Origin of the sequence: Nonomuraea sp. ZG12, assembly GCF_052068115.1 — a bacterium.
Taxonomy (GTDB): Bacteria; Actinomycetota; Actinomycetes; order Streptosporangiales; family Streptosporangiaceae; genus Nonomuraea.
Map to the genome: position 1 here is coordinate 61,913 of NZ_JBQHCW010000013.1, position 22,107 is coordinate 84,019.

Below are 22,107 nucleotides of genomic sequence, written 5' to 3' on the forward strand. Positions count from 1 at the left end.
CCGGCGACCCAGAACGGATCCAGCCCCAAGGACCCCGGCAAGCACGGAGACAAAGGCGGAAAGTGAATATCGGTGAGCGTATCGCCGCCCTCACCGAATCATTAGCGGGCCTTGACGACCGGTGGCGGGAGGCGATGCATGCCGTTCCCCGCCACTGGTTCGTGCCGGACAGGGCCTGGTGCCATCCGGACAGCGGCTCCGGCTACCTGATCGACAGGAGGACGGGCCCGCAGAGATGGATCGAAGCCGTTTATTCCGACGCGGCGATCGTCACCCAGATCAATGACGGGGCGGTCGACGTAGGAAGCGGCAAAGGCGATTACACATCCTCGTCGTCCGCACCCGGCATCGTCGCCGCCGAGCTCGGACTTCTCGCCCCCGGCGACAATGACAAGATTCTGGAAATCGGCACGGGAACTGGCTGGACGGCGGCATTACTGGCACATCGTCTCGGCGACGCGAATGTGACCAGTATCGAAATCGACCCGGCCCTGTTCGCCCTAGCGGCCGGCAACCTGCGGCGAGCCGGTCATCATCCGCGGCTCATTCTCGGGGACGGCGCCCATGGCCGGCCGGAGGAGGCACCCTACGATGGCGTACACGTCACCTGCGGGGTGAGCCGGATGCCCTACGCGTGGGTGCGGCAGACGCGTCCTGGCGGGACGATCGTGCTCCCATGGACGCCTCGCTGGGAAGCCGGGCATCTGACCAAGCTCACGGTGACCGCGGACGGTCGCGCCGTCGGCAGGTTTCATCGCGGAGCCGTCTTCATGCCCATGCGCTCACAGCGACCGCACGACGTCCGGCTTGACGGCCCTTATCGGGATTCGATCACCCGCCTCGATCCCCGGCAGGTGGTGCGCTCCCCGGCAGGAGCCGACGTGGCCATCGCGGGGCTGCTGCCAGATCTGTACGACGCGCATGCCGATGAGGAGGACGGCGGCTTCCGGCTGTGGCTGTGGTCGGACGACTCCGAGGCGCAGATCCATCAGGCGCCCGGCTATGACCGATTCTCGGTCTTCCAGCGAGGGCCGCACGACCTGTGGGACGAGCTCGAAGTCGCCTACCGGCAGTGGCTCGCGTGGGGAAGTCCCGGCCGGGACAGGTTCGGCATGAGCGTTACCCCGGAGGGGCAGTACGTCTGGCTCGACTCGCCCGACCGACGTGTACGGCTCCGCGCGTAGGCGGAGCCGTACACGAAGGAACTACTTGCGCTTGTTCACCTCGTCGGTGAGCTGCGGGACGACCTGGTGCAGGTCGCCCACGACGCCGTAGTCGGCCAGCTCGAAGATCGGCGCCTCGGGGTCCTTGTTGATCGCGACGATGGTCTTCGCGGTCTGCATGCCGGCCCGGTGCTGGATGGCGCCCGAGATGCCCGCGGCGATGTAGAGCTGCGGGGAGACCGTCTTGCCCGTCTGGCCCACCTGGAACTGGTGGGGGTACCAGCCCGCGTCCGTGGCGGCGCGGGAGGCGCCGACGGCCGCGCCCAGCGCGTCGGCCAGACCCTCGATGACCGAGAAGTTCTCGGCCGAGCCGACGCCGCGGCCGCCGGAGACCACGATGGCGGCCTCGGTCAGCTCGGGGCGGGCGCCCTTCTCCTGCTTGACGCGCTCGACGACGCGGGCGGCCTTGGCGGAGTCGGACAGCGTCACCGAGACCTCCTCCTCGGCACCGGCCCCGGCAGCGGCCTCGGGGGCCGTCGAGTTGGGGCGTACGGCGACGATCGGGGTGCCTCTGGTGACCTTGGCGTGCACGTTGACGCCGCCGCCGAAGATGGACTGCTCGGCGACGAAGCCCTCGCCGAGGCCGACGGCGTCGGTGATGACCCCGGAGTCGGTCTTGACGGCGAGCCGTCCGGCGACCTCCTTGCCCTCGGCCGTGGCGGCCACCAGCACGGCGGCCGGCGACTTGGCGGCCACGAGCTGGGCGAGGAGCTCGGCCTTGGGGGCGACGACGTAGCCGACGATGTCCTCGGAACCGGCGACGTAGATCTTGTCCGCGCCGTACTCGGCCAGCTTGGCCTTGGCCTCGGCGGTGATGCCGGGGCCCGCCCAGACGGCGGCGGGCGTGCCGAGGGAGCGGGCGAGGGTCAGCAGCTCCAGCGTGACCTTCTTGACCTCTCCGTCGACCTGCTCAACGAGAACGAGAATCTCCGACATATCAGTAATACCCCCGTTCTCAGATGAACTTCTTGGCGGCGAGGAACTCGGCGACCTTGGCGCCGCCGTCACCCTCGTCCTTGGCGATCGTGCCGGCGGCGCGTGGCGGCGCGGCGGCGAAGTCGACCACCTGGGACCAGGAGGCGTCCAGGCCCACCTGGGAGGCGTCGATCTCGGCGTCGGCGATGGCCAGCGTCTGAACCGGCTTCTTCTTGGCCGCCATGATGCCCTTGAAGGACGGGTAACGCGGCTCGTTGATCTTCTCGACCACGGAGACGACGGCCGGCAGCGTGGCCTCGACCTTGTCGAAGCCGTAGTCGGTCAGCCGCTGGACGGTGATCGACGTGCCGTCGACGTCGACCTTGTTGGCCAGCGTGAGCTGCGGCGCGCCGAGGCGCTCGGCCAGCATCGCGGGCAGCACGCCGGTGCGCGCGTCGGTCGACTCGGAGCCGAGGATGACCAGGTCGAACCCGATCTTCTTCAGCGCCTGGGCCATCGCGTAGGAGGTGCCGAGCGCGTCGGAGCCGTGCAGCCCGTCGTCGAAGAGGTGGACCGCCTTGTCGGCTCCCATGGCCAGGGCCTTGCGGATGGTCTCGGTGGCCTTGCCCGGACCCATGGTGAGGACGGTCACCTCACCGCCGTGGGCCTCCTTGAGCTTGAGCGCCTCCTCGACCGCGTACTCGTCGAGCTCGTTCACCACGCCGTCGACCGCGTCACGGTCGAGCGTGTTGTCTTCGGACCGCAGCTTGCGCTCGGTCGCCGTGTCGGGGACCTGCTTCACGCAGACGACGATGTTCATGGCCGGTGGCCGACCTCCCGTATTCGCGTGCGCCTCCGCGACGTTGCGGTGGGCGCCGGATGCATGCTGTCCAGACTGCCAGGTGCCCCATGGGGGCGGTGACAGCGGGTGCCCTCGGCCCCCGCGGTCATGTTACCCACGAGTAGCTTACGCGCAAACACGCGAAGCCGCTTTCGGCACCACCATACCGAATTATGTTCCGTTACCGGGAAGCGGGGCCGATCAGGCGGAGAGCAAGAAGACGATCCCCACCACCAGCGCCGTGCCGGCGAACAGCGCCAGCACCGCCGTGCTGAAGAAGGCGCTCAACGCCAGCGAGAGCCCCAGCGTCCCCGCCACGCCGGTGAAGTCGGCGACGATCCTGCCCTTCCTGAACGGCCCTTTGGTGACCAGCGCCACCCCCGCGTCCACCACCACGGCCAGCACGAACGCGGCCAGCAGGAACAGCGCCACCTCCGGCAGCGGCTCCTGGGCCGCGGCCGCCAGCAGCGACACGAACAACCCCGACCCGACCAGCCAGCGCCTGCGCACCTTCTCCCGGTGCCGGGCCCTGGACAGCTCCGCCGGCTCCACCCGCCGGTCCCGGCCCGGCCGCCATTCGCGCGTGGACAGGTGGTGAACGTCACTCTCCTCGCGCCGCGCCGTACCCATGGAGAACCGGGACAGGCGGCGGGCGCGCGGGGCCGCCGCCACGCCCAGCCGGGCGCAGATCCCCGCGGCCGTGGGCCGGGCCGCCGGGTCGACGGACAGGCACTCGCGCAGCAGCGGCTCCAGCCAGCCGGGCACGCCCTCCAGATCGGGCTCGTGGTGGACGACGCGGTAGGCGACCGCCGACGCCGGCCCCTGCCCGTACGGCTGGCGGCCGGTCGCGGCGTAGGCCAGCGTCGCGCCGAAGGAGAACACGTCCGCCTCCGGCCCCGCCGCACCGCCCTCCAGCACCTCCGGTGCTAAGTAGCCCGGCGTGCCGACCACCGCGCCGGAGGCGGTGACCGACAGGGAGTCGAGCGCGCTGGCGATGCCGAAGTCGATGACGACGGGGTCGCCCTCGGTCATCATCACGTTCGCGGGCTTGAGGTCGCGATGCACGACCCCCGCCTCGTGTACGGCCAGCAGCGCGTCGGCCAGGCCGGTCGCCAGCGACCGCAGGTCGGCCACCGGCACCGGGACGGAGCTCAGCGGCCTGCCCTGGACGTAACGGGTGACGAGGTAGGGCTTGGCGCCCTCCAGCGAGGCGTCGAGCACCTCCGCCACGTGCGGCCCGCCCACCCGCCGCATGGTCTCCACCTCGCGGGCCAGCCGCGCCAGCGCGCCGGCGTCGGCCGCGACGTGCGGGTGCAGCACTTTGACGGCGACCGTGCGGCCGTCCGGGTCCAGGGCGAGGTGCACTTGGCCGAACCCGCCCGCGCCCAGCCGCGACAGCAACTCGTAGGGGCCGAGGTGCTCGCTCATACCCCTTCTCTCCCCCCGCCGCGGGGCGGGGACACTCAGGACCAGGGAGACAGGAACCCGAGGTTCAGGTCCTTCAGCAGGTCGTCGACCAGGCCGGTGATCAACCCGGTCGCGCTGTTGCGGGCACTGGCGGTCAGCTCGTCGATCACCGTCTCGGGGGCCCGCCACGGATCCCACACGGTCTCCGCGCCCAGCGCGAACATCACCGCGAACAGCGCCACCGTGCCGGCGACCATGGCGGCCGCCAGAGCCGCCCCCGGAGTACGCAGCACACCGGTGAGCGTACGGGTGACCGCCTTGCGCGGCGCCCCGCCGCCCGGCAGCACGAACAGCCCGGCCGCGAAGGCGCCGGCCGCGTAGGCGGCGGCGTCGTTCACGGTCAGCCCGCCGCCCCAGCGCAGCACCCCCCAGACGCACGCCCCGAAGGCGATGGCCAGCGGAACGTGGACCAGGCTCACCAGCGAGGCCTTGACCAGCGCCCATGGCGTGCCCACCAGCACGAGCAGTGGATCTGCGGCACTGCTGCCGCGCACCTGACGCCGCTTCACCATGTCACCGAACAGGTATTCGCCCACCCTGAAGACCACCGCGAGCGCGATCGCCACCGCGCCCACCATGACGGGCAGCATCACGGTCAGCGCGATCAGCGAGACCAGCAGCAGCAGCGCGACGAACTGGCTGCCCGCCAGATAGCGCTTACGCTCGGCCGCCGGCGCGGGAGGCGGCGTGTAGGGCCTGACCTGCTGCTGAGGCGCCGGCGGCTGCGCCGGCTGGTAGGCCGTCGGCCGCGGCGCGGGGTAGCCGGCCACGCGCTGGTCGGCCCTGGGCGGCCTGGCCGACATCGGCGCCGGGATGTAGGGCGGCGGCCGCTCCTGCCTGGCCGGCTTCACCTCACGCGCCGGGCGTTCGTACTCGACGGGCGGCAGCAGGTCGGAGTAGGCGTCCATGGTCCGCGTACGGGACGGCACCCGCTTGGTGCGGCCCGGCCCGTCGTCCGGGGCCGGCTGGTTGAACGTGGTCACCGAGGGGTCCAGCGCGCGGGCCATCTTCAGCAGCTCGTGGGCGTTGGGCCGGGCGGCGGGATCCACCTGGAGGGCCCGGAGCAGCCAGCCGCGCAGCCACACGGGCGCCTTGTCGAGCTGTGCCCGCCCTTCCATGATGTTGTAGCAGACCGCTTCGAAGGTGCCGGTGCCGAACGGCGGCGCGCCGACCGCGGCGAAGAACACCGTGGAGGCCAGCGAGTGCACGTCGGCCGCCTGGGTGATCTCGGAGTCCCGGATGATCTCGGGCGCGAGATAGCCGGGAGTGCCGACGAACATCCCCGTCTGGGTCAGCCGGGTGGCGTTGACCAGATGGGCGATGCCGAAGTCGATGACCAGCGGCTCGCCGTCGACGAGCATGACGTTGGAGGGCTTGAAGTCGCGGTGGATCACCTCGGCGGCGTGGATGGCCACCAGGGCCTGGCAGAGCCCCTGGGTCAGCCTGATGAGCTGGCGCGCCGGCAGCGCGCCCTCCTCCAGCACCGTCGCCTCCAGCGTGCGGCCTGGGGCGAAGCGGGTCACGACGTACGGCTGACCGCCGACGAGCTCGGCGTCGACCACCTCGGCGACGTGCGGGCTGCGCACCCGGCGCATCGTCTCGACCTCGCGGGTCAGCCGGTCGCGTGCCTTGAGGTCGGCCGCGACGTGCGGGTGCAGCACCTTGACGGCGACCTCGCGGCCCTCACCGTCGAGCCCCAGGTGGACAACCCCCATGCCGCCCTCGCCGATCTTCCTGACCAGCCGGTAGGGCCCGAGCCGCTCTGGCGTCTGGGTGTCGCCCGTGCTCATCGGCACCTGCCCCGCGTCATCCCCCCGAGTCCCCCTTCAGATCGTTGAGCAGCCCGACCACCGGTCCGACGTCCACCGGAGCCCATATGGCCCTCCTCGTGTTGTCCCCGAACGTGCTGACTGCGAGGATCAGCGAGAGCGCGGCTCCTGCCGCGAAGACTCCCGCCATCACCATCGCCGCTGTTCTCGAGGGTACGAGGGACGACAGCGTCCTGCGCATCTGTCTGCCGGGCCCCTCCACCCCCGGGCCCGCGCAGACGGTCCACAACGCCACCGCGCTCCCCCACGCCAGAGCGTTGTACGGGCTCATCCCCGCCACCACCGTGAGCAGGAGCGTCACCGGCAGTCCAAGGATGAGCGCGTAGAGGAACAGGGCGAGCGTGATGCCCGCCGATTTGGCCAGCGCCTTGGGGAAGGCGAACACCCTGATGACGTCGAGCGACGCCGCGCCGGTCGCCCGGAGCTCCGGCTGGGCGAGGTCGGCGGCGCGCAGCAGCACCGCGACCGGGATCGCCAGGATCGCCACCACCACCGGGGCCAGGGACGCCAGCACGATCATGATGATCAGCAGCATCGCGCCCGCCACGCCGTACGCCGCCGAGCGCTGCAGGGCCTGCCCGGGGATCGCGCCGGGGATGAACGGCTCGCGCTTGGTCCTGAGGTCGGGCTGGAACTGGCCCTGCACCGGGATGTAGGGCGGCGGCTGGACCGGGTTGCCCCTGCCGTAGTCGGGCCCCTCGGGACGCACCCGCCTGGTCGGCATGTCACCCTCACGCGACGGACCCGCCTGCCCGTGGCCCGCCTCGCGGGGCGGGGCGGCCTGGCCGTGGCTCGCGGCCTGCGCGGGCGCCTGCTGCCAGGGCAGGCTCGGCTGGGACGCCGCCTCCCGCTGCATCTGGCGCAGCTCCTCCGGGCTCACCCTGCGGGTGGGCCACGGGTCGCCCTGTTCGGGCAGCAGCGAGACGTACTGGTGGTCCTGGCCCGGCGGCCCTTGCTGGACCGGGGGCTGACCGTGCGGGTGCTGGCCTTCGACGAGCTTGCGCGGCGTCATCGGCGGCGTGGAGGCGTCCCACGGCGGCTGCGCCGAGGACACGTCCTGCGGGCGCGCCCAGCCGTCCCCCGGCGCGTCATGCGGCCCGCTACCGGGCTGGGGCGCACCGCGAAACTGGGGGCCGCTGCTGGGTTGGGGGCCGCTGCTGGGCTGGGGGGCGATGCGGGGCTCGTAGGGGCGATCGGCGCCGTACGGCGGCGTGACGGCGGGGTCGCGCGGCGGGAGCAGGCTCTCCACGGGCGGCGGCTCGGCGTCGGGGCGCGGCACGGTGGAGATCTCGTCGGGCATCCCGCCCGGCGGCGTGGTGAGCATCCGCGCGGTCTGCTCGGCCAACTCGGCGGCCTTGGGCCGTTTGCCAGGGTTGCGCTGGAAGGCGGCCTTGAGCAGCGGCTGGATGGCCGCCGGGGCGGCGCTGACGTCGGCCTTGCCCGCGGTGATGTTGTAGAAGATCATCTCCAGCGTGCCCTTGCCGAAGGGCGGCTGGCCGGTCCCGGCGTACAGCAGCGTGCCGGCCCAGGCGTGGATGTCGACCTCGGGCCCGGCCTCCTGCCCCTCGATGATCTCCGGCGCGAGATAACCGGGCGTGCCGATGAACATGCCCGTCTGGGTCAGCCGGGTCGCGTCGACCGCCTGGGCGATGCCGAAGTCGATCAGGACGGGCTCGCCGTCGAGGATCAGCACGTTGCCCGGCTTGAGGTCGCGGTGGATGACGCCGACCGAGTGCACGGCGGCCAGCGCCACGGCGATCCCGTGGCCGATCCGCACCAGCGCGGGCAGGTCGAGCGGCCCGTCGTTCTTGATGATCTCGTCGAGCGGCCGGCCGGCCACATAACGCGTGACGATGTAGGGGCGATGACCGGTCACGTCGGCGTCGAGCACCTCGGCGATGTACTTGCTGCGCGCCCGGCGCATCGTCTCGACCTCACGCGAAAGCCGCCGCCTGGCGACCTCGTCACCGGCGACTTCGGCGCGCAGGACCTTGACCGCCACCTGCCGTCCCTGAGGGTCGACAGCGAGGTGGACAACGCCCATTCCGCCTTCACCGAGCCGCCTGAGCAGCCGGTAAGGGCCGAGTCGGTCATCGTTCATGGCATGAAGCACCATACCGGCTTAATCCCCGCCCACGAGATGAACCACGAGGCCACATTCCCAGTCGTACAACGTCCAGACAGGGCCCATCGGTTTCCCAATCAACGGTCTCGAATTGGCTTCAGTTGGCCAAACTGATCACGTCGGCACTCTTCAGCGAGGCCAGGGCGGCCCCGGGAACGGCGAGTTTGGAGCGGCGCACCCCGCTGCCGATGACCACGTCCGGGTGGTCGGCGACGGCCGTGTCCACCAGGATCGGCCAGTCGTCGGGCAGTCCGATCGGGGTGATGCCGCCGTACTCCATCCCGGTGAGCTCCACGGCCTGTGCCATCGGCGCGAAACTCGCCTTGCGCGCGTCCAGGTGTTTGCGCACCACGCCGTTCACGTCCACCCGCATCGTGGCCAGCACCATGCAGGCGGCGTAGCGGACCTCGCCGCCGCGCCTGGCCGCGACGACCACGCAGTTGGCCGACGCGTCGAGCGCCACGCCGTAGCGCTCGCAGAACGCGGCCGTGTCGGCCAGCTCGGGGTCGATCTCGGCCACCCTCGCGCCGTCGACCTCCCGCACGGCACGCGCCACCGGATCGGCCAGCAGGTCGTCCCGGTCGGTGGCGGGCACCCAGTCCAACGTCATCCCAGCTCCTCGATCGCTCTCCCAGGACCCTACGCCGGTCACGGGAGCGGCGTGCGCCGTCACGGCGTCCGCAGCACCCGCTGGTGCAGCTGGGTGACGGCACTGCGGGCCGACTGCATGGCCCCCGCCTGCCAGGCGATCAGATGGGTGAGCCAGTCGCCCGCGAAGTACACCCTTCCGCTGGGACGTTGCAGAAGAGTGAAGGACGAATCAATGGCCGGCCAGCGCACCCAGCCGCCCTGGATGTGCTCCTGGCGCTCCCAGGCGATGGAGGCGGCCGACAGCACGTCGCCGCGGTACTTCTCACCGTGGATCTTCTTGCCCTGAGTGAGCGCGCGCCGCCGGCGGTCCTCTGGGGTGAGCGCGCCGTACAGCTCGGCCTCGGCCCCGGTGTTGTAGTAGCCGACCACTACGCCGCGGGTGGCGTGGTAGTCGTGCGAGGGGTACCAGATGTGCGTGATGTCCAGGTCGGTCTCGGTGATGCCGCCGTAGATCCGGTCCTCGATCTCCCACCAGCGCCTGCCGTACTCCAGGCCGATCTTGCCCGCGGCGACGGGGACGGGCGTGCGGAGGGCGGCCGTGACGGGCTCGCCCAGGTTGTGCGGGATCTTCGCCAGGACGTGCGGCGGGAGGGTGGCCACGCAGTAGTCGGCCTTCATCCGGCCGCCCCGCCAGGTGACCTCGACGCCGTCGGCCAGGCTGGTGATCTGGGTGACCTGGGCGCCGGTCCTGATCCGGTCCGCGCCCACCGCCTCGACGAGCCGGGTGACGATCGCGTCCATCCCGCCGACGGGCTGGAACATCGGTGTGGCCTGGTCGTAGCCGAAGTCGTTGGTGATCGCCCGGCCGGTGCCGGCGGCGAGGACCTGGCTCAGCGTGCCCGGCGCGCCGAGCGGGGCGCCGGCGTCGAGGCCGGGGAGTTCGGCGTAGCCGCGCCTGGTGGAGCCCTGATAATCGAGCTTGGGGCCGAGGTCGCCGAACCTCCTGAGGAAGTCCAGCAGCCGCTCCCGGTCGTCTTCGGTGAGCTTCTTGTCGAGCGCGCCGAGGTCGGTCGCCTTGGCGAGCAGCTCGGCGACATATCCGTACATGTCGGCTCGGGCCGCTCCCGAACGCATCGTCCGGCCGCTGGTGTGCACATAGGCGTGCGCGTTGCGGTTCACGAACGTCTCGATGGGGATGCCCAGCTCGCGGCAGTAGTCCAGGGTGACCATCCACGGCGCGATCCGCGCGGGCCCGGCGTTGAAGTAGACCCCCTCGCCGAACGTCACCTGCTGCGCCGGCCCGTTCAGCTCGGTCAGCCGGTCCCCGCCGCGTAACGTGCGGTTCCGCCCTCCGGCGCTGCCCCTGGCCTCCAGCACCGTGCAGTCGTAGCCGGCCTTGCCGAGCTCGTAGGCAGCCGTCAGCCCCGCCACCCCGGCCCCGAGGATCACCACCTTGCCCGCGGCCCTGCCCCGCAGCGAGAAGTCGCTCGCTCGCGGCGGCGTGAACGCCCTGTCCTGCTCGCCCGGCGCCAGCCCGAGCGCCCCCATGGCGGCGTACATCGCGCCCGCGCCCCCGGCGGCCCCGATGCCCACCAGCAGCCCGCGCCTGGTCAGCGCCGCGCCTTCCATGTCAGCTACTCCCGCACACTCAGCCGTACGGACCGCTGCCGCAGGCGACCTGGCCGCCGATGGTGGCGAAGATGCCGAACAGCGCCATGATCTCCGTGTAGTCGTCAGTGGTGAACTCGGTGTGCCGCGACCCGACCGACTTGACGCCGGGAACCAGCGCCACAGCGGCCGCGATGGCGGTGGAGTTCCACTCCACCCCCAGCGTGTACGGCGCGGGAATCGTATAGGGCGTGAAGTCGCTCAACCGATTGAGCGCTTTCACCGTGGCCTCACGGATGCGGGCCTGGGCCACGCTCGGCGGCAGCAGCTCGGCCGAGAACTTGTCGATGCCCTTCTTGACCGCCACGGTCTCCACGTCGCCGAGCAGCTCACGCGCCTCCTCGCCGACCGCCTCGTCCCCGGTCACCAGCACGACGGGCACGCCGTGGAAGCCGGCGCACGCCGCCACCACCCGCGTCTCGCCGCACTCCTCGCCGTTGAGGTAGACGTTCTGGATCTCCTTGCCCATCCAGGTGTGGTTGAGCACGCCGTGCCGTACGCCGGCCCGCGCGTGGTAGCCGACCAGGCAGGCGGCCTGGAAGGACCCGTCGAGCCCCTGCGCCATCCGCTGCGCCTTGCCCGGCCCGCGGATCAGGGTGGCACGCGGGTCGAGCAGGTCGATCCGCAGGTTCTTGGTCGACCCGTGCGCGTCGTTGACCAGCGCCCGATCGGCGCCCGCCGCGAACGCGCCGTCGATGACGGCGTTGGCGTCGGCCGTCATGAGCTCGCACCCGCGGTCGTAGCCGCGCTTGCCCGCGTGCATCTCCTCCGGATCGGTCAGTCCGGTGACGCCTTCCATGTCGACCGACAGGTAGACCCTCATTCGCCGCTCCTGTTCATCTCACCGCATTCTTCCGGCTGGGCGGCGCGGGTCCACCGGCGGTGCCCCATGTCTCCACCCGAAGCGCCTCCTCACGCGTCATGAGGCCGACCTCCGACGTCATGAAGGCGGCCGCCCTGCCGCGCCAGGGGGCGGCGATCTCCTCGATCGCGGGCGGGTAGCAGTGGTCGAGCCAGGTCGTGGACTCCTCGGTGGCGTCGAAGTGGTGCATGACCCCGCCGAAGAGGGTCCGCTCGATGCCGGGGACGCGGGCGAGTCCGTACTCGACCATCTCCTGACCGCCGTACGGGGGCGGCCGGAGCCACTTGGCGGCTCGCGGATGGTCGGCGGTGATGGGCGTGTCGAGCGGGCGGCGCTCGACGGCGGCCTGGACGAGCTCCTTGTACAGGCACTTGGCGCAGGTGCGGCAGGGGCCGGTGGTGCCGGTCAGGCACCACCGGACCTGGTCCTTGAGGTCGGACTCCAGGGCCAGGCGCATGGTGACGGCCTCGCTCACGCCGCCCACCGGCAGCACGATGTGCACGCCCGCCGCGGCGAACAGCCGTCCCCACGCGCCGTGCGGCGCCCACATGGGGTTGTCCGGGGTGTACCGCTTCAGGTAGCGGCCGCCGCCCAGCCAGCGGGAGCCGAGCTCGTAGCCGAAGGCCAGGCCGCCGAGGTCCAGCCGGTCGGCCAGCAGCAGCGCCCCCGCCGCGACCGCGTGGTGCTCGGGGTAGCCGGGCCTGGGCTCGGCCAGGGTGAACTCCAGGTCGGACGGCACGACGGAGAGCTCGCGCCCGGTCTTGCCCGCGAGGTCGGCCAGCACGTCGGAGCGGTAGTGCGGCCAGCGGTTCGGCACCCGGTCGTGCGAGACCCGTTTGAAGTGCACGAACGGCGCTTCGGGGTAGATCGTCGCGGCGGCCACGGAGTCGGCGCCACCGCTGTAGGAGATCGCCAGGCGCCGCCCGGCCGGGCGCGGCTCGGCGCCCACGGGCCCGGCCTCGATCCCCCAGCCGTCGTGCAGCGCGGCGGCGAGGGCGGCGGAGACGGCCCGGTCGAAGGTGATCCGGCGGCGCGTCCACGGCGCGACGACGGTCCAGGCGGCGACCGCGAACAGGTCGGGGTGCGCCTCGTCCGGCACGTCGTGCACGGTGCAGGTGTTGATGGCGAGCTTGACCGGATGCCCGTCCGCGGCCCTGCCGGTGATCTCGTCCTCGGGGTCCAGGCGGAAGGTCAGCCTGCCCCCGTCCCAGCTCACGCGCACGGCCGCTCCCCGCCGGCGGGCAGCCGGGATCTGATCTCGTCGATCGCCTGCCAGACGAGCACCTCGTTGCGCAGCAGCCCGTCGAGCGCCTTGGCGGTCTCCTGGGTGAGCTTGCGCGTCTGCTCGAAGGTGGCCTTGTCCACCCCGCCCTTCACCGGCGGCCCGGCGCTTCTCAACCGCTCGACCTCGCCCTGGAGGGCGGCCATCTCCCTGCGCAGGGTCTGCACCTCCCACAGGGCGTCCCTGATGTCCTGACGATGGTCAGTTACGGAGATGTAGCGGGAGTCGAACCAGCTGCGCACCGCCGAACGCAGCCGGGCGGGGACGAGGACGCGCTTCATGAAACGTCACCATAGTGGCAAACCAGCCCCGGCCAGGACGCGCTTGTCAAGATCGGCATGGGTGCCGCAACTGACCGTTCCGGGGACGGAGACCTTGACACGGGTGTTGACGTGAGCGCCGTCCCCGCTTACGTTTTCCGACGTTCGGCGAAATTTATCGTCACGAACCCGAAACTTTCGGAGGCGCCCATGTTGAGAGGCGTTGTCGCGACCGTCCTGCTCGGCTTCACGGCGGTCAACCCGGCCCACCCCGGCGATCCGCCCACGATCACCGTGCAGGAACACGTCCGGCACCAGCGGATCGACGGGTTCGGCCTGTCCCAGGCCTTCCGCCGCAACGAGCTGCTGCGCGCGCTGTCGCCGGAGCAGCAGCGCGAGATCCTCGACCTGTGGTTCGACCGCCGCAAGGGCGCCGGACTCAGCATCCTGCGCCTCGGGATCGGCTCCTCCCCCGCGGGCAGCCCGTACGACCACATGGTCTCCATCCAGCCCGAGGACCCCGGCGGCCCGGACGCGCCGCCGAAGTACGTCTGGGACGGCGACGACAACAGCCAGGTCTGGGTGGCCAAGGAGGCCAAGGCCTACGGCGTGCAACGGTTCTTCGCCGACGCCTGGAGCGCCCCCGGCTACATGAAGGACAACGGCGACGACAAGAACGGCGGCACCCTGCTGCCCGAGTGGCGCGAGGCGTACGCCCGCTACCTGACGCAGTACACGAAGTTCTACGCCCGCGAAGGGATCAAGATCACCGATCTCGGGTTCACGAACGAGCCCGACTACACCGCGTCGTACGCCTCCATGCGCTTCACCCCCGAGCAGGCCGCCGAGTTCGTCAAGGTGCTGGGGCCGATCGCCAGGGGCGTCAAGGTGACCTGCTGCGACTCATTCGGCTGGAACGAGGCCAAGGCGTACACGGCGGCGATCGAGGCCGATCCGCAGGCGCGCCGCTGGGTGAAGGTCCACACCGGCCACACCTACGCCAGCCCGGTCGACGGCCCGCTGCCGACCGAGCGGCACACCTGGATGTCGGAGTGGAACCCGAACGGTGACACCTGGAACGAGAACTGGGACGACGGCAGCGGCTACGACGGCCTCACCATCGCGCAGGCGGTGCACGACGCGCTCACCCTCGGCAACGTCAACGCCTACGTCTACTGGTTCGGCGCCTCACGCGGCGCCACCCGCGCCCTGATGCAGATCGACGACGTGGCCAAGACCTACCGGGTGTCCAAGCGGATGTGGGCGCTGGCCGCCTACAGCAGGTTCATCAGGCCGGGCGCGGTCCGCCTCGGCGCCTCGGCGGCCGACCCCGCGCTGAAGGTCTCGGCGTTCCGCAACCCCGACGGCTCCGAGGTGATCGAGGTGCTCAACACCGGCACCACGGCCCTGACCTGGAAGGGCGTGCGCGGCAGGGCCACCTCCTACCTCACCGACAACGCCAACTCACTCACCCCACGGCCGGTCGACGGCTCGACGGTCACCCTCCAGCCACGCGCACTCACCACCATCGTCGTCAAGGGACACAGATGAGACCACTGATCCTCGCTCTGACGCTGGCGCTCGCCGTGCCGGCCATCGCCTTACCCGCGTCCGCCACCGGAGCTGAGCACGGGCCCGGGCACGGGCCCGAGCACGGGCACCACCGCGTGGACGACCTGCGGGACCTGGCGCGCAAGCTCCACATCAGCATCGGCTCCGCCGTGGACGTCGCCGCCCTGCGCGCCGAGCCGGACTACCAGGCCAGGCTCAACCGCGAGTTCGACCACATCACCGCGGAGAACGCGATGAAGTGGGAGTCGGTCGAGCCCGAACGCGGCGTGTACGCCTGGGAGGACGCCGACGAAGTGGTGCGCAACGCGCGCCGCCACGGCCAGCAGGTGCGCGGGCACACGCTGGTCTGGCACAACCAGCTCCCCGCCTGGCTGACCGGCGGCGTCGAGGACGGCACGATCGACGCCACTGAGCTCAGGAAGATCCTGCGCGACCACGTCACCACCCAGGTCCGCCGCTACAAGGGCAAGATCCGAGCCTGGGACGTGGTCAACGAGGCCCTGAACGAGGACGGCACGATGCGGCAGAGCATCTGGCTGACGCACCTCGGCCCCGGCTACATCGCCGACGCCTTCCGCTGGGCGCGCCGCGCCGACCCGCGCGCCAAGCTCTACCTGAACGACTACAACGTGGAGTGGAACGCGCCCAAGATCGAGGGCACCCTCAGCCTCATCAAGGAGCTGCAGGCGCAGCGGGTGCCGATCGACGGCATGGGCTTCCAGGGCCACCTCGGCATCCAGTACGACTACCCGGGCGACTGGGCGAACGTCATGCGGCGCTTCGCCGACCTCGGCCTGGAGATCGCCGTCACCGAGCTCGACGTGCGCATGGTGTTGCCGGTGACGCCGGAGAAGCTCGCCACCCAGGCGGAGTACTACGGCAGGGCGCTGAGCGACTGCCTCAGCGTGCGGGCCTGCCGTGAGTTCACCGTCTGGGGCTTCACCGACCGGCACTCCTGGGTCCCGGGCTGGTTCGACGGTGAGGGTTCGGCGTGCCTGCTGGACGAGAACCTCGCGCCGAAACCGGCCTACGACACGCTGCTGACCACCAGAAGGGTCAGCGGCCCGTGAACTTGGGGGTGGACTTCTCGGTGAACGCCCCCATGCCGATCTTCGCGTCATCCGTCGCGAAGAGCCCGGAGAACTGGAGCCGCTCGATCTCCAGCCCGGTGTCGAGGTCCACCTCCAAACCCTGGTCCACGGCCTGCTTGGCGGCCTTCATGGCGACCGTGGGGCCGCCGGTGAAGGTGGCGGCCCAGTCGCGGGCCGCTTGGTAGACCTCGGCGTCGGGGACGACCCGGTCCACCAGGCCGATGGCGAGGGCTTCGGCGGCCGGCACGTGCCGGCCGCTGAAGATGAGGTCCTTGGCCCGCGCCGGGCCGATCAGGCGGGGCAGCCGCTGGGTGCCGCCGGCGCCGGGGATGATGCCGAGCTGGATCTCGGGCTGACCCAGCTTGGCGGACTCCCCCGCGACCCGGAAGTCGGCGCACAGGGCGAGCTCGCAGCCGCCGCCCAGGGCGTAGCCGGTGACGGCCGCGATGACGGGCTTGCCGACGTGGGCGACGGCGGTCAGGCAGTCCTGCAGCGCGCGGGAGTGGGTGGCCATGTCGGTATAGGACATGGCGCCCATCTCCTTGATGTCGGCCCCCGCGGCGAAGACCCGCTCGCCGCCGTAGAGGATGACCGCGTGCACCAGCGGGTCGGCGTCCACGGCCCGCGCCGCCTCGGCGATCTCCCGCTGGACCTGGGCGTTGAGCACGTTCATCTTGGGACGGTCCAGCTTGATCGTGGCGATCTGGTCGGCCACCTCGACGTTCACGAACTCAGCCATGATCCGACCCTACAATGCCATGGCTGAAATATTCCTTCGCAAAAACTCTCGCCGAAGAAGGAAATCATTGAGACGCTGACTCGGTCCAGAACCCCCCAGTCAAGGAGCGGTACATGCGCAGAGCGCTGGCGATCGCCGCGGTCGCCATCCTGCCCTTAGTGAACACCCCGGTCGCGCGGGCCGCGGAGCCGGACGACCGGCAGCGGGCCTTCAGCGCGGCGGCCGAGGAGTTCCAGGTGCCCGAGAGCGTGCTGCTCGGCGTCTCCTACCTCGAGTCACGCTGGGACGCCCACGCCGGGCGGCCCAGTAACGACGCCGGATTCGGGCCCATGCACCTGACCGACGCCGCCGCCTACACCGGGACCAACCACCACACCGAAGGCGCGGAGGACCCACGAGGCGACGACAGCCGGCCGCAGCCCGCCCCCGCCCACACACCCGCCCCGGCCGAGATCCCCGCCGCGCTGCGCACCATGGAGAAGGCCGCCCAGCTCACCGGCGAGAGCCACGAGGAGCTCCGCACCGACCCGGCGGCCAACATCAGGGGCGGCGCGGCCCTGCTGGCCGACTACCAGAAGTCCCTCGGCGCGCCGCTCAGCGACGACCCCGGCCAGTGGTACGGCGCGGTCGCCCGCTATTCGGGGGCCGCGGAGTCGGAGGCGGCCAAGTTCTTCGCCGACGAGGTCTTCGCCACCATCAAGGCGGGCGAGGAGCGCGTCACCGACGACGGCCATCGGGTCAGGCTCGCGCCGGTCCCCAGGCTGTCCACGGTCGCCTCCTGGCTGGAGAAGCTGGGCCTGCGCCCGCCGCGCCGTGACGGCGTGGAGTGCCCGCGCACCATCTCCTGCGAGTGGATGCCGGCCGCCTACCAAGAGCTGCCGCCGGACGACTACGGCAACCACGACCTGGCGAACCGTCCCGTCAACCAGAAGATCGACTACATCGTCATCCACGACATGGAGGGCTACTTCGCCCCCTCGATCGGCCTGGTCCAGGACGCCACCTACGGCGCGAGCTGGCACTACTCCCTGCGCTCCACCGACGGGCACATCGCCCAGCACATCAAGACCAAGGACGTCGGCTGGCACGCCGGCAACTGGTACGTCAACGCCAAGTCCATCGGCCTGGAGCACGAGGGCTTCCTCGCCGAGGGCGGCTCCTGGTACACCGAGGCGATGTACCGCACCTCGGCCAAGCTGGTGCGTTACCTGGCGGCCAAGCACCGCGTGCCACTGGACCGGGCGCACATCATCGGCCACGACAACGTGCCCGGCACGCTGCCGACCACGGTCAGGGGCATGCACGAGGACCCGGGCCCCTTCTGGGACTGGGCGCACTACTTCAAGCTGCTCGGCGCCCCCCTGCGCCCGTTCGGCGGCCCGAAGTCGGGCAGCGTCATGATCAGGCCCGACTTCGCCACCAACAAGCCGCACTTCTACGGCTGCGACCGCGCCGACCCGGAGGCGGACTGCCCGCCGCTCAGCGCCGGCACGGTCTGGCTGCGCACCGCGCCGCGCGAGGACGCGCCGCTGGTCAAGGACATCGGCAAGCACCCGACCGGCGAGTCCCTCTACAGCGTGTACGACCACAGCGCCAGGGCCAGCACCGGTCAGCGCTACGCGGTGGCCGAGCGGCAGGGCGACTGGACGGCGATCTGGTACCTCGGCCAGAAGGCCTGGTTCCACAACCCCGCCGGGGCACGGACCGCCATCCCGTCGGCGGGGCCCGTGGTGACGCCCAGGCCGGGCCTGGCGACGGTCCCGGTGTACGGCAGGGCGTACCCGGAGCAGGAGGCCTACCCCGAGGGCATCCCGTACCAGGCGGTCACCCCGCTGCAGTACACGTTCTCGGCGGGCGAGAAGTACACGCTGTCCGGGCCGGCGGCGACGGAGTACTACCGGGCCGTCACCTTCGACCCGGCCGGCCACACGGTGGTCCGGGGCACGACGAGGTATCTGCAGATCCAGTTCGGGCACCGGGTGATGTTCGTCAAGGCTGACGACGTGCGGGTGTCGTTCGCCTGGTGAACTCCGCGACGGCGCGCCTGGTGCTGGTGAGAGCCTCCTGCGAGGAGTCGAACGTGCGCTGGGCGACGCCGACGAAGACGCAGTCGACGACGAGGAGCTGACTGATCCTGCTGGCCAGCGCGCCGGGACGGAACTCCGTCTCGCGCCCGGCCGAGATGAGCACGTGCTCGGCCAGCTCCGCGATGGCGGAGCGGGGGTTGTTGGTGATCGCGACGGTGGTCGCGCCGGCCTCCCCCGCCCGCCGCAGCGGCTCGATCACGTCGGGCGTCTCGCCCGAGGTGCTGATGCCGATCGCCACGTCACCGGCCTTGAGCAGCACCGCACTGGTCAAGGCCAGGTGGGCGTCCTGGAAGGCGTGGCAGGACAGGCCGATGCGCAGCAGCTTCTGCGCCATGTCCGCCGCCACCAGCCCCGAGGCGCTCACGCCGTAGGCGTCGACCCTGCGGGCGCCCACGATGGCGTCGACGACCAGGCCGAGCCGCTCCGAGGTGAGCTGGGCGACCGTGTCGTTGATCGCCTCGGACTCGGCTCTGGCCACCTTCTGGATGACCTCCGACAGCGGGTCGTCGGGCGCCAGGTCGCCGGGCACCAGCCTGTCGGGCTGGGCGGCGGCCGCCGCCAGGGCCAGCCGGAGCTGCGGATAGCCGGCGAAGCCGAGCAGCCGCGCGGTGCGCACGATCGTGGCTTCGCTGGTGCCGGAGGCGGCCGACAGCTCGGTGATGGTGCTCTTCGCCACGGTCGCCGGGTCTTCGAGGATCAGGCGGGCGACGGTCCTGGCGGCCGGCGTCAAGGACGGCAGCACACCCCGGACCGTGGCCACCAGATTGTCTGCCCGCAGGCTGTTGCCGCTGTCGTCCACAGATCCGATTATGCCGGTGCCGGTGCATTGGTCCACCGGCACCGGATCACCGTAGGATGCCGTTGGTCATGCCGGCGGGCTCCTCCGGCACCGCGATGAGGCCCAGCTCGGCCCGCGCGGCGGCCAGTGGGTGGTGCGGGACGGCCCGGACGGTGTAGCCGAAGGCGCCGGTCCGATCCAGCGGCACCACACCGCTGTAGTGGGCCCGGCCGTCGTCCTCCACCTCGCCGGCGGTCAGCTCCAGGTAGGCGGGACGGATCAGCTCGTCGTGCGGGCCGACCTTGCCGTACGCGGCCTCCACCAGCAGGTCGCCCGGCTCCAGGTCGCCCAGCGCGACGGTGGCGCGCAGCTCCAACGCCGCGCCCACCTCCGGGGTGTCGCCGATGCCGGAGGCCTCCACGTGCTCCACCCGCACGCCCGGCCAGGCCCTGGTGACCCTGAGCCGCCAGGCGGCGAACGCCTTGGCGGCGGCGTGGGAGTCGGCCGACAGCGCCTGGGCGGCGCGGGCGGCAGGCGAGTAGAGGCCCACCACGTAGTCGCGCAGCATCCGCCCGGCCAGCACCTTGGGCCCGAGCGAGGTCAGCGTGTGCTTGACCATCTCCATCCAGCGGCGCGGCAGCCCGTCGCCGGCCCGGTCGTAGAAGCGGTCGGCCACCTCGTGCTCGATCAGGTCGTAGAGGGCGGTCGCCTCCAGCTCGTCCCGCCGGTCGGGGTCGTCCACCCCGTCGGCCGTGGGGATGGCCCAGCCGTTGGTGCCGTCGTACCACTCGTCCCACCAGCCGTCGCGGATGGACAGGTTGAGGCCGCCGTTGAGCGCCGACTTCATGCCGGAGGTGCCCGAGGCCTCCAGCGGGCGCAGCGGGTTGTTGAGCCAGACGTCGCAGCCCTGGACCAGGAGCTGGCCGAGCGTCATGTCGTAATCGGGCAGGAAGACGATGCGGTGGCGCACCTCGGGACGGTCGGCGAACTTGACGATCTGCTGGATCAGCTTCTTGCCGCCCTCGTCGGCGGGGTGCGCCTTGCCGGCGATCACGATCTGCACGGGCTTGTCCGGGTCCAGCAGCAGCTCGGTCAGCCGCTCCGGGTCCTGCAGCATCAGCGTGAGCCGCTTGTAGGACGGCACTCGCCTGGCGAACCCGATCGTCAGCACCTCGGGGTCCAGCACGTCGTCGACCCAGCCGAGCTCGGCAGGGGACGCGCCCCGGTCGCGCCAGGACCGGCGGAGCCTGTCCCTGGCACCCTGGACCAGGCGGGCCCGCAGGACGCCCCTGATGTTCCAGATCTCGGCGTCGGGGATCTTCTGGACGTTCTCCCAGCCGCGCCCCTTCTCCAGCAGCGAGGGCACCTCGCGGGCGGCCAGCTCCATGAACTCGCGCCCCACCCAGGTCGGCGCGTGCACGCCGTTGGTGATCGAGCCGATCGGCACCTCGTCCAGGTCGAATCCCGGCCAGAGTTCTTTGAACATGTCCCGGCTGACCTCGCCGTGCAGCTCCGAGACGCCGTTGACCCGCTGCGCCAGGCGCATGCCCATGACGGCCATGTTGAACCTGGCGGGGTCGGCCTCCGCGCCGAGCGCGAGGATCCGCTCGACCGGCACGGTCGGCCAGGCGTTGTCGCCGCCGAACTGGCGGGCGATCATGTCGACGGGGAAGCGGTCGATGCCCGCGGGGACCGGCGTGTGCGTGGTGAACACCGTGCCGGCGCGCACCACCTCCAGCGCTTCGTCGAAGGAGAGCCGGGCCTCGGTGAGCTCGCGGATGCGCTCCACGCCGAGGAAGCCGGCGTGGCCCTCGTTGGTGTGGAAGACCTCCGGCTCGGCGTGGCCGGTGACGCGGCAGTAGGAGCGGATGGCCCGCACGCCGCCGACGCCCAGCAGCAGCTCCTGCATCAGCCGGTGGTCGGTGCCGCCGCCGTAGAGGCGGTCGGTGACGTCACGGGCGGCGTTGTCGTTCTCGGCCACGTCGGAGTCGAGCAGCAGCAGCGGCACCCTGCCGACCTGCGCCACCCACACCTGCGCGTGCAGCGCCCGCTCGCCGGGCAGCCCGATGCGGATCTTGACCGGGGCGCCGTCGTCCTTGAGCAGGCTCAGCGGCAGCCCGCCCGCGTCCAGCGACGGGTAGTGCTCCAGTTGCCAGCCCTCGGGCGACAGCGACTGGGTGAAGTAACCATGGCGGTAGAGCAACCCGACGGCCAGGATCGGCACGCCCAGGTCGCTGGCCGCCTTGAGGTGGTCTCCGGCGAGGATGCCGAGACCGCCGGAGTACTGCGGCATGGCGGCGGCGATGCCGTACTCGGGGGAGAAGTAGGCGATGGCCCGCGCGCCGTCGGGTTGCGTCTGGTGCCACCGGGGCGCGGTCATGTACTCCCGTAGGTCGTCGGCGGCGTCGGCGAGCCGGCGCAGGAATCGACGGTCGGCGGCCAGCTCGGCCAGCCTCTCGTGACTCACGGCGCCCAGCAGCGCGACCGGGTCGTGGCCGACCTGCTCCCAGAGGCCGGGATCGACCTCGGCGAACAGGTCCAACGTCTCTGGGTGCCAGGACCAGCGCAGGTTGTGCACGAGCTCGCCTAGTGCGGCCAGCTCCGCGGGCAGGACGGTCCGGACGGTGAACCGGCGGATAGCTCTCACAATTTCGAACCCTACGGGCTAGGAGGGACCTCTGAGTCCTTCACCCCCAGCAGAGACGTTCAAACCCCTTTCCTGGACGAAGCATGAAGACGGACGATTGGGGCAACTTTCTCCAATGTCGGCTCTCCCG

General features: G+C 71.3%; 17 protein-coding genes. 4 read left to right on the forward strand and 13 right to left on the reverse strand.

All coding sequences use genetic code 11. The annotated features are described in order from the left end of the window. The first annotated feature begins 62 nt into the window (after nt 1-62). Nucleotides 63-1,184: a methyltransferase domain-containing protein gene (locus ACTMTF_RS29885; RefSeq protein ID WP_441113659.1), complete on the forward strand. Its 1,122-nt coding sequence runs from the start codon at nt 63-65 to the stop codon at nt 1,182-1,184. Between the two features lie 21 nt (nt 1,185-1,205). On the opposite strand, the gene ACTMTF_RS29890 is transcribed toward ACTMTF_RS29885, so the two are convergent. From ACTMTF_RS29890 to ACTMTF_RS29935, 10 genes are all read right to left on the reverse strand, one after another. After that, nucleotides 1,206-2,159: an electron transfer flavoprotein subunit alpha/FixB family protein gene (locus ACTMTF_RS29890; protein WP_441113660.1), complete on the reverse strand. Its 954-nt coding sequence runs from the start codon at nt 2,157-2,159 to the stop codon at nt 1,206-1,208. 19 nt (nt 2,160-2,178) lie between these two features. Next, complete coding sequence (locus ACTMTF_RS29895; RefSeq protein WP_441113661.1) at nt 2,179-2,958, reverse strand: electron transfer flavoprotein subunit beta/FixA family protein; 780 nt, start codon at nt 2,956-2,958, stop codon at nt 2,179-2,181. A gap of 222 nt (nt 2,959-3,180) precedes the next feature. Continuing rightward, a complete protein-coding gene (locus ACTMTF_RS29900; RefSeq protein WP_441113662.1) occupies nt 3,181-4,407 on the reverse strand; it encodes a serine/threonine-protein kinase in 1,227 nt (408 codons plus the stop codon). Between the two features lie 35 nt (nt 4,408-4,442). Further along, nucleotides 4,443-6,236 (reverse strand): serine/threonine-protein kinase, encoded by a 1,794-nt coding sequence (locus ACTMTF_RS29905; protein ID WP_441113663.1) that lies wholly within the window; start codon nt 6,234-6,236, stop codon nt 4,443-4,445. Between the two features lie 16 nt (nt 6,237-6,252). Beyond that, a complete protein-coding gene (locus ACTMTF_RS29910) occupies nt 6,253-8,376 on the reverse strand; it encodes a protein kinase domain-containing protein (protein ID WP_441113664.1) in 2,124 nt (707 codons plus the stop codon). A gap of 121 nt (nt 8,377-8,497) precedes the next feature. Continuing rightward, entirely contained in the window at nt 8,498-9,010 is a 513-nt protein-coding gene (locus ACTMTF_RS29915; RefSeq protein WP_441113665.1) for a YbaK/EbsC family protein, read from the reverse strand. Nucleotides 9,011-9,069: 59 nt separating this feature from the next. Then, nucleotides 9,070-10,620, reverse strand: coding sequence for a flavin monoamine oxidase family protein (locus tag ACTMTF_RS29920; RefSeq protein ID WP_441113666.1), 1,551 nt, complete (start codon nt 10,618-10,620; stop codon nt 9,070-9,072). A gap of 19 nt (nt 10,621-10,639) precedes the next feature. Next, nucleotides 10,640-11,482 (reverse strand): M55 family metallopeptidase, encoded by an 843-nt coding sequence (locus tag ACTMTF_RS29925; RefSeq protein WP_441113667.1) that lies wholly within the window; start codon nt 11,480-11,482, stop codon nt 10,640-10,642. 13 nt (nt 11,483-11,495) lie between these two features. Then, nucleotides 11,496-12,743: a DUF6395 domain-containing protein gene (locus ACTMTF_RS29930; protein ID WP_441113668.1), complete on the reverse strand. Its 1,248-nt coding sequence runs from the start codon at nt 12,741-12,743 to the stop codon at nt 11,496-11,498. Continuing rightward, nucleotides 12,734-13,084, reverse strand: coding sequence for a hypothetical protein (locus tag ACTMTF_RS29935; RefSeq protein WP_397005121.1), 351 nt, complete (start codon nt 13,082-13,084; stop codon nt 12,734-12,736). Before ACTMTF_RS29935 ends, ACTMTF_RS29930 begins: the two co-directional genes overlap by 10 nt. A gap of 189 nt (nt 13,085-13,273) precedes the next feature. Here ACTMTF_RS29935 and ACTMTF_RS29940 point away from each other — a divergent pair, with 189 nt between their 5' ends. Further along, complete coding sequence (locus ACTMTF_RS29940) at nt 13,274-14,614, forward strand: glycoside hydrolase family 30 protein (RefSeq protein ID WP_441113669.1); 1,341 nt, start codon at nt 13,274-13,276, stop codon at nt 14,612-14,614. Continuing rightward, on the forward strand, nt 14,611-15,705 hold the full coding sequence (locus tag ACTMTF_RS29945; protein WP_441113670.1) for an endo-1,4-beta-xylanase: 1,095 nt from the start codon (nt 14,611-14,613) through the stop codon (nt 15,703-15,705). Before ACTMTF_RS29940 ends, ACTMTF_RS29945 begins: the two co-directional genes overlap by 4 nt. On the opposite strand, the gene ACTMTF_RS29950 is transcribed toward ACTMTF_RS29945, so the two are convergent. Further along, nucleotides 15,692-16,465 (reverse strand): enoyl-CoA hydratase/isomerase family protein, encoded by a 774-nt coding sequence (locus ACTMTF_RS29950; RefSeq protein WP_441113671.1) that lies wholly within the window; start codon nt 16,463-16,465, stop codon nt 15,692-15,694. The genes ACTMTF_RS29945 and ACTMTF_RS29950 overlap by 14 nt on opposite strands. Before the next feature lie 113 nt (nt 16,466-16,578). Here ACTMTF_RS29950 and ACTMTF_RS29955 point away from each other — a divergent pair, with 113 nt between their 5' ends. After that, nucleotides 16,579-18,492, forward strand: a complete 1,914-nt coding sequence (locus ACTMTF_RS29955) for an N-acetylmuramoyl-L-alanine amidase (protein ID WP_441113672.1) — start codon at nt 16,579-16,581, stop codon at nt 18,490-18,492. Here the strand turns inward: ACTMTF_RS29955 and ACTMTF_RS29960 are convergent. Next, nucleotides 18,455-19,351, reverse strand: a complete 897-nt coding sequence (locus ACTMTF_RS29960; RefSeq protein WP_441113673.1) for a MurR/RpiR family transcriptional regulator — start codon at nt 19,349-19,351, stop codon at nt 18,455-18,457. The genes ACTMTF_RS29955 and ACTMTF_RS29960 overlap by 38 nt on opposite strands. Before the next feature lie 46 nt (nt 19,352-19,397). Continuing rightward, the gene (gene glgP, locus ACTMTF_RS29965) at nt 19,398-21,977 is read right to left on the reverse strand and encodes an alpha-glucan family phosphorylase (protein WP_441113674.1); all 2,580 of its coding nucleotides are present in this window, start codon (nt 21,975-21,977) and stop codon (nt 19,398-19,400) included. Nucleotides 21,978-22,107 lie beyond the last annotated feature (130 nt).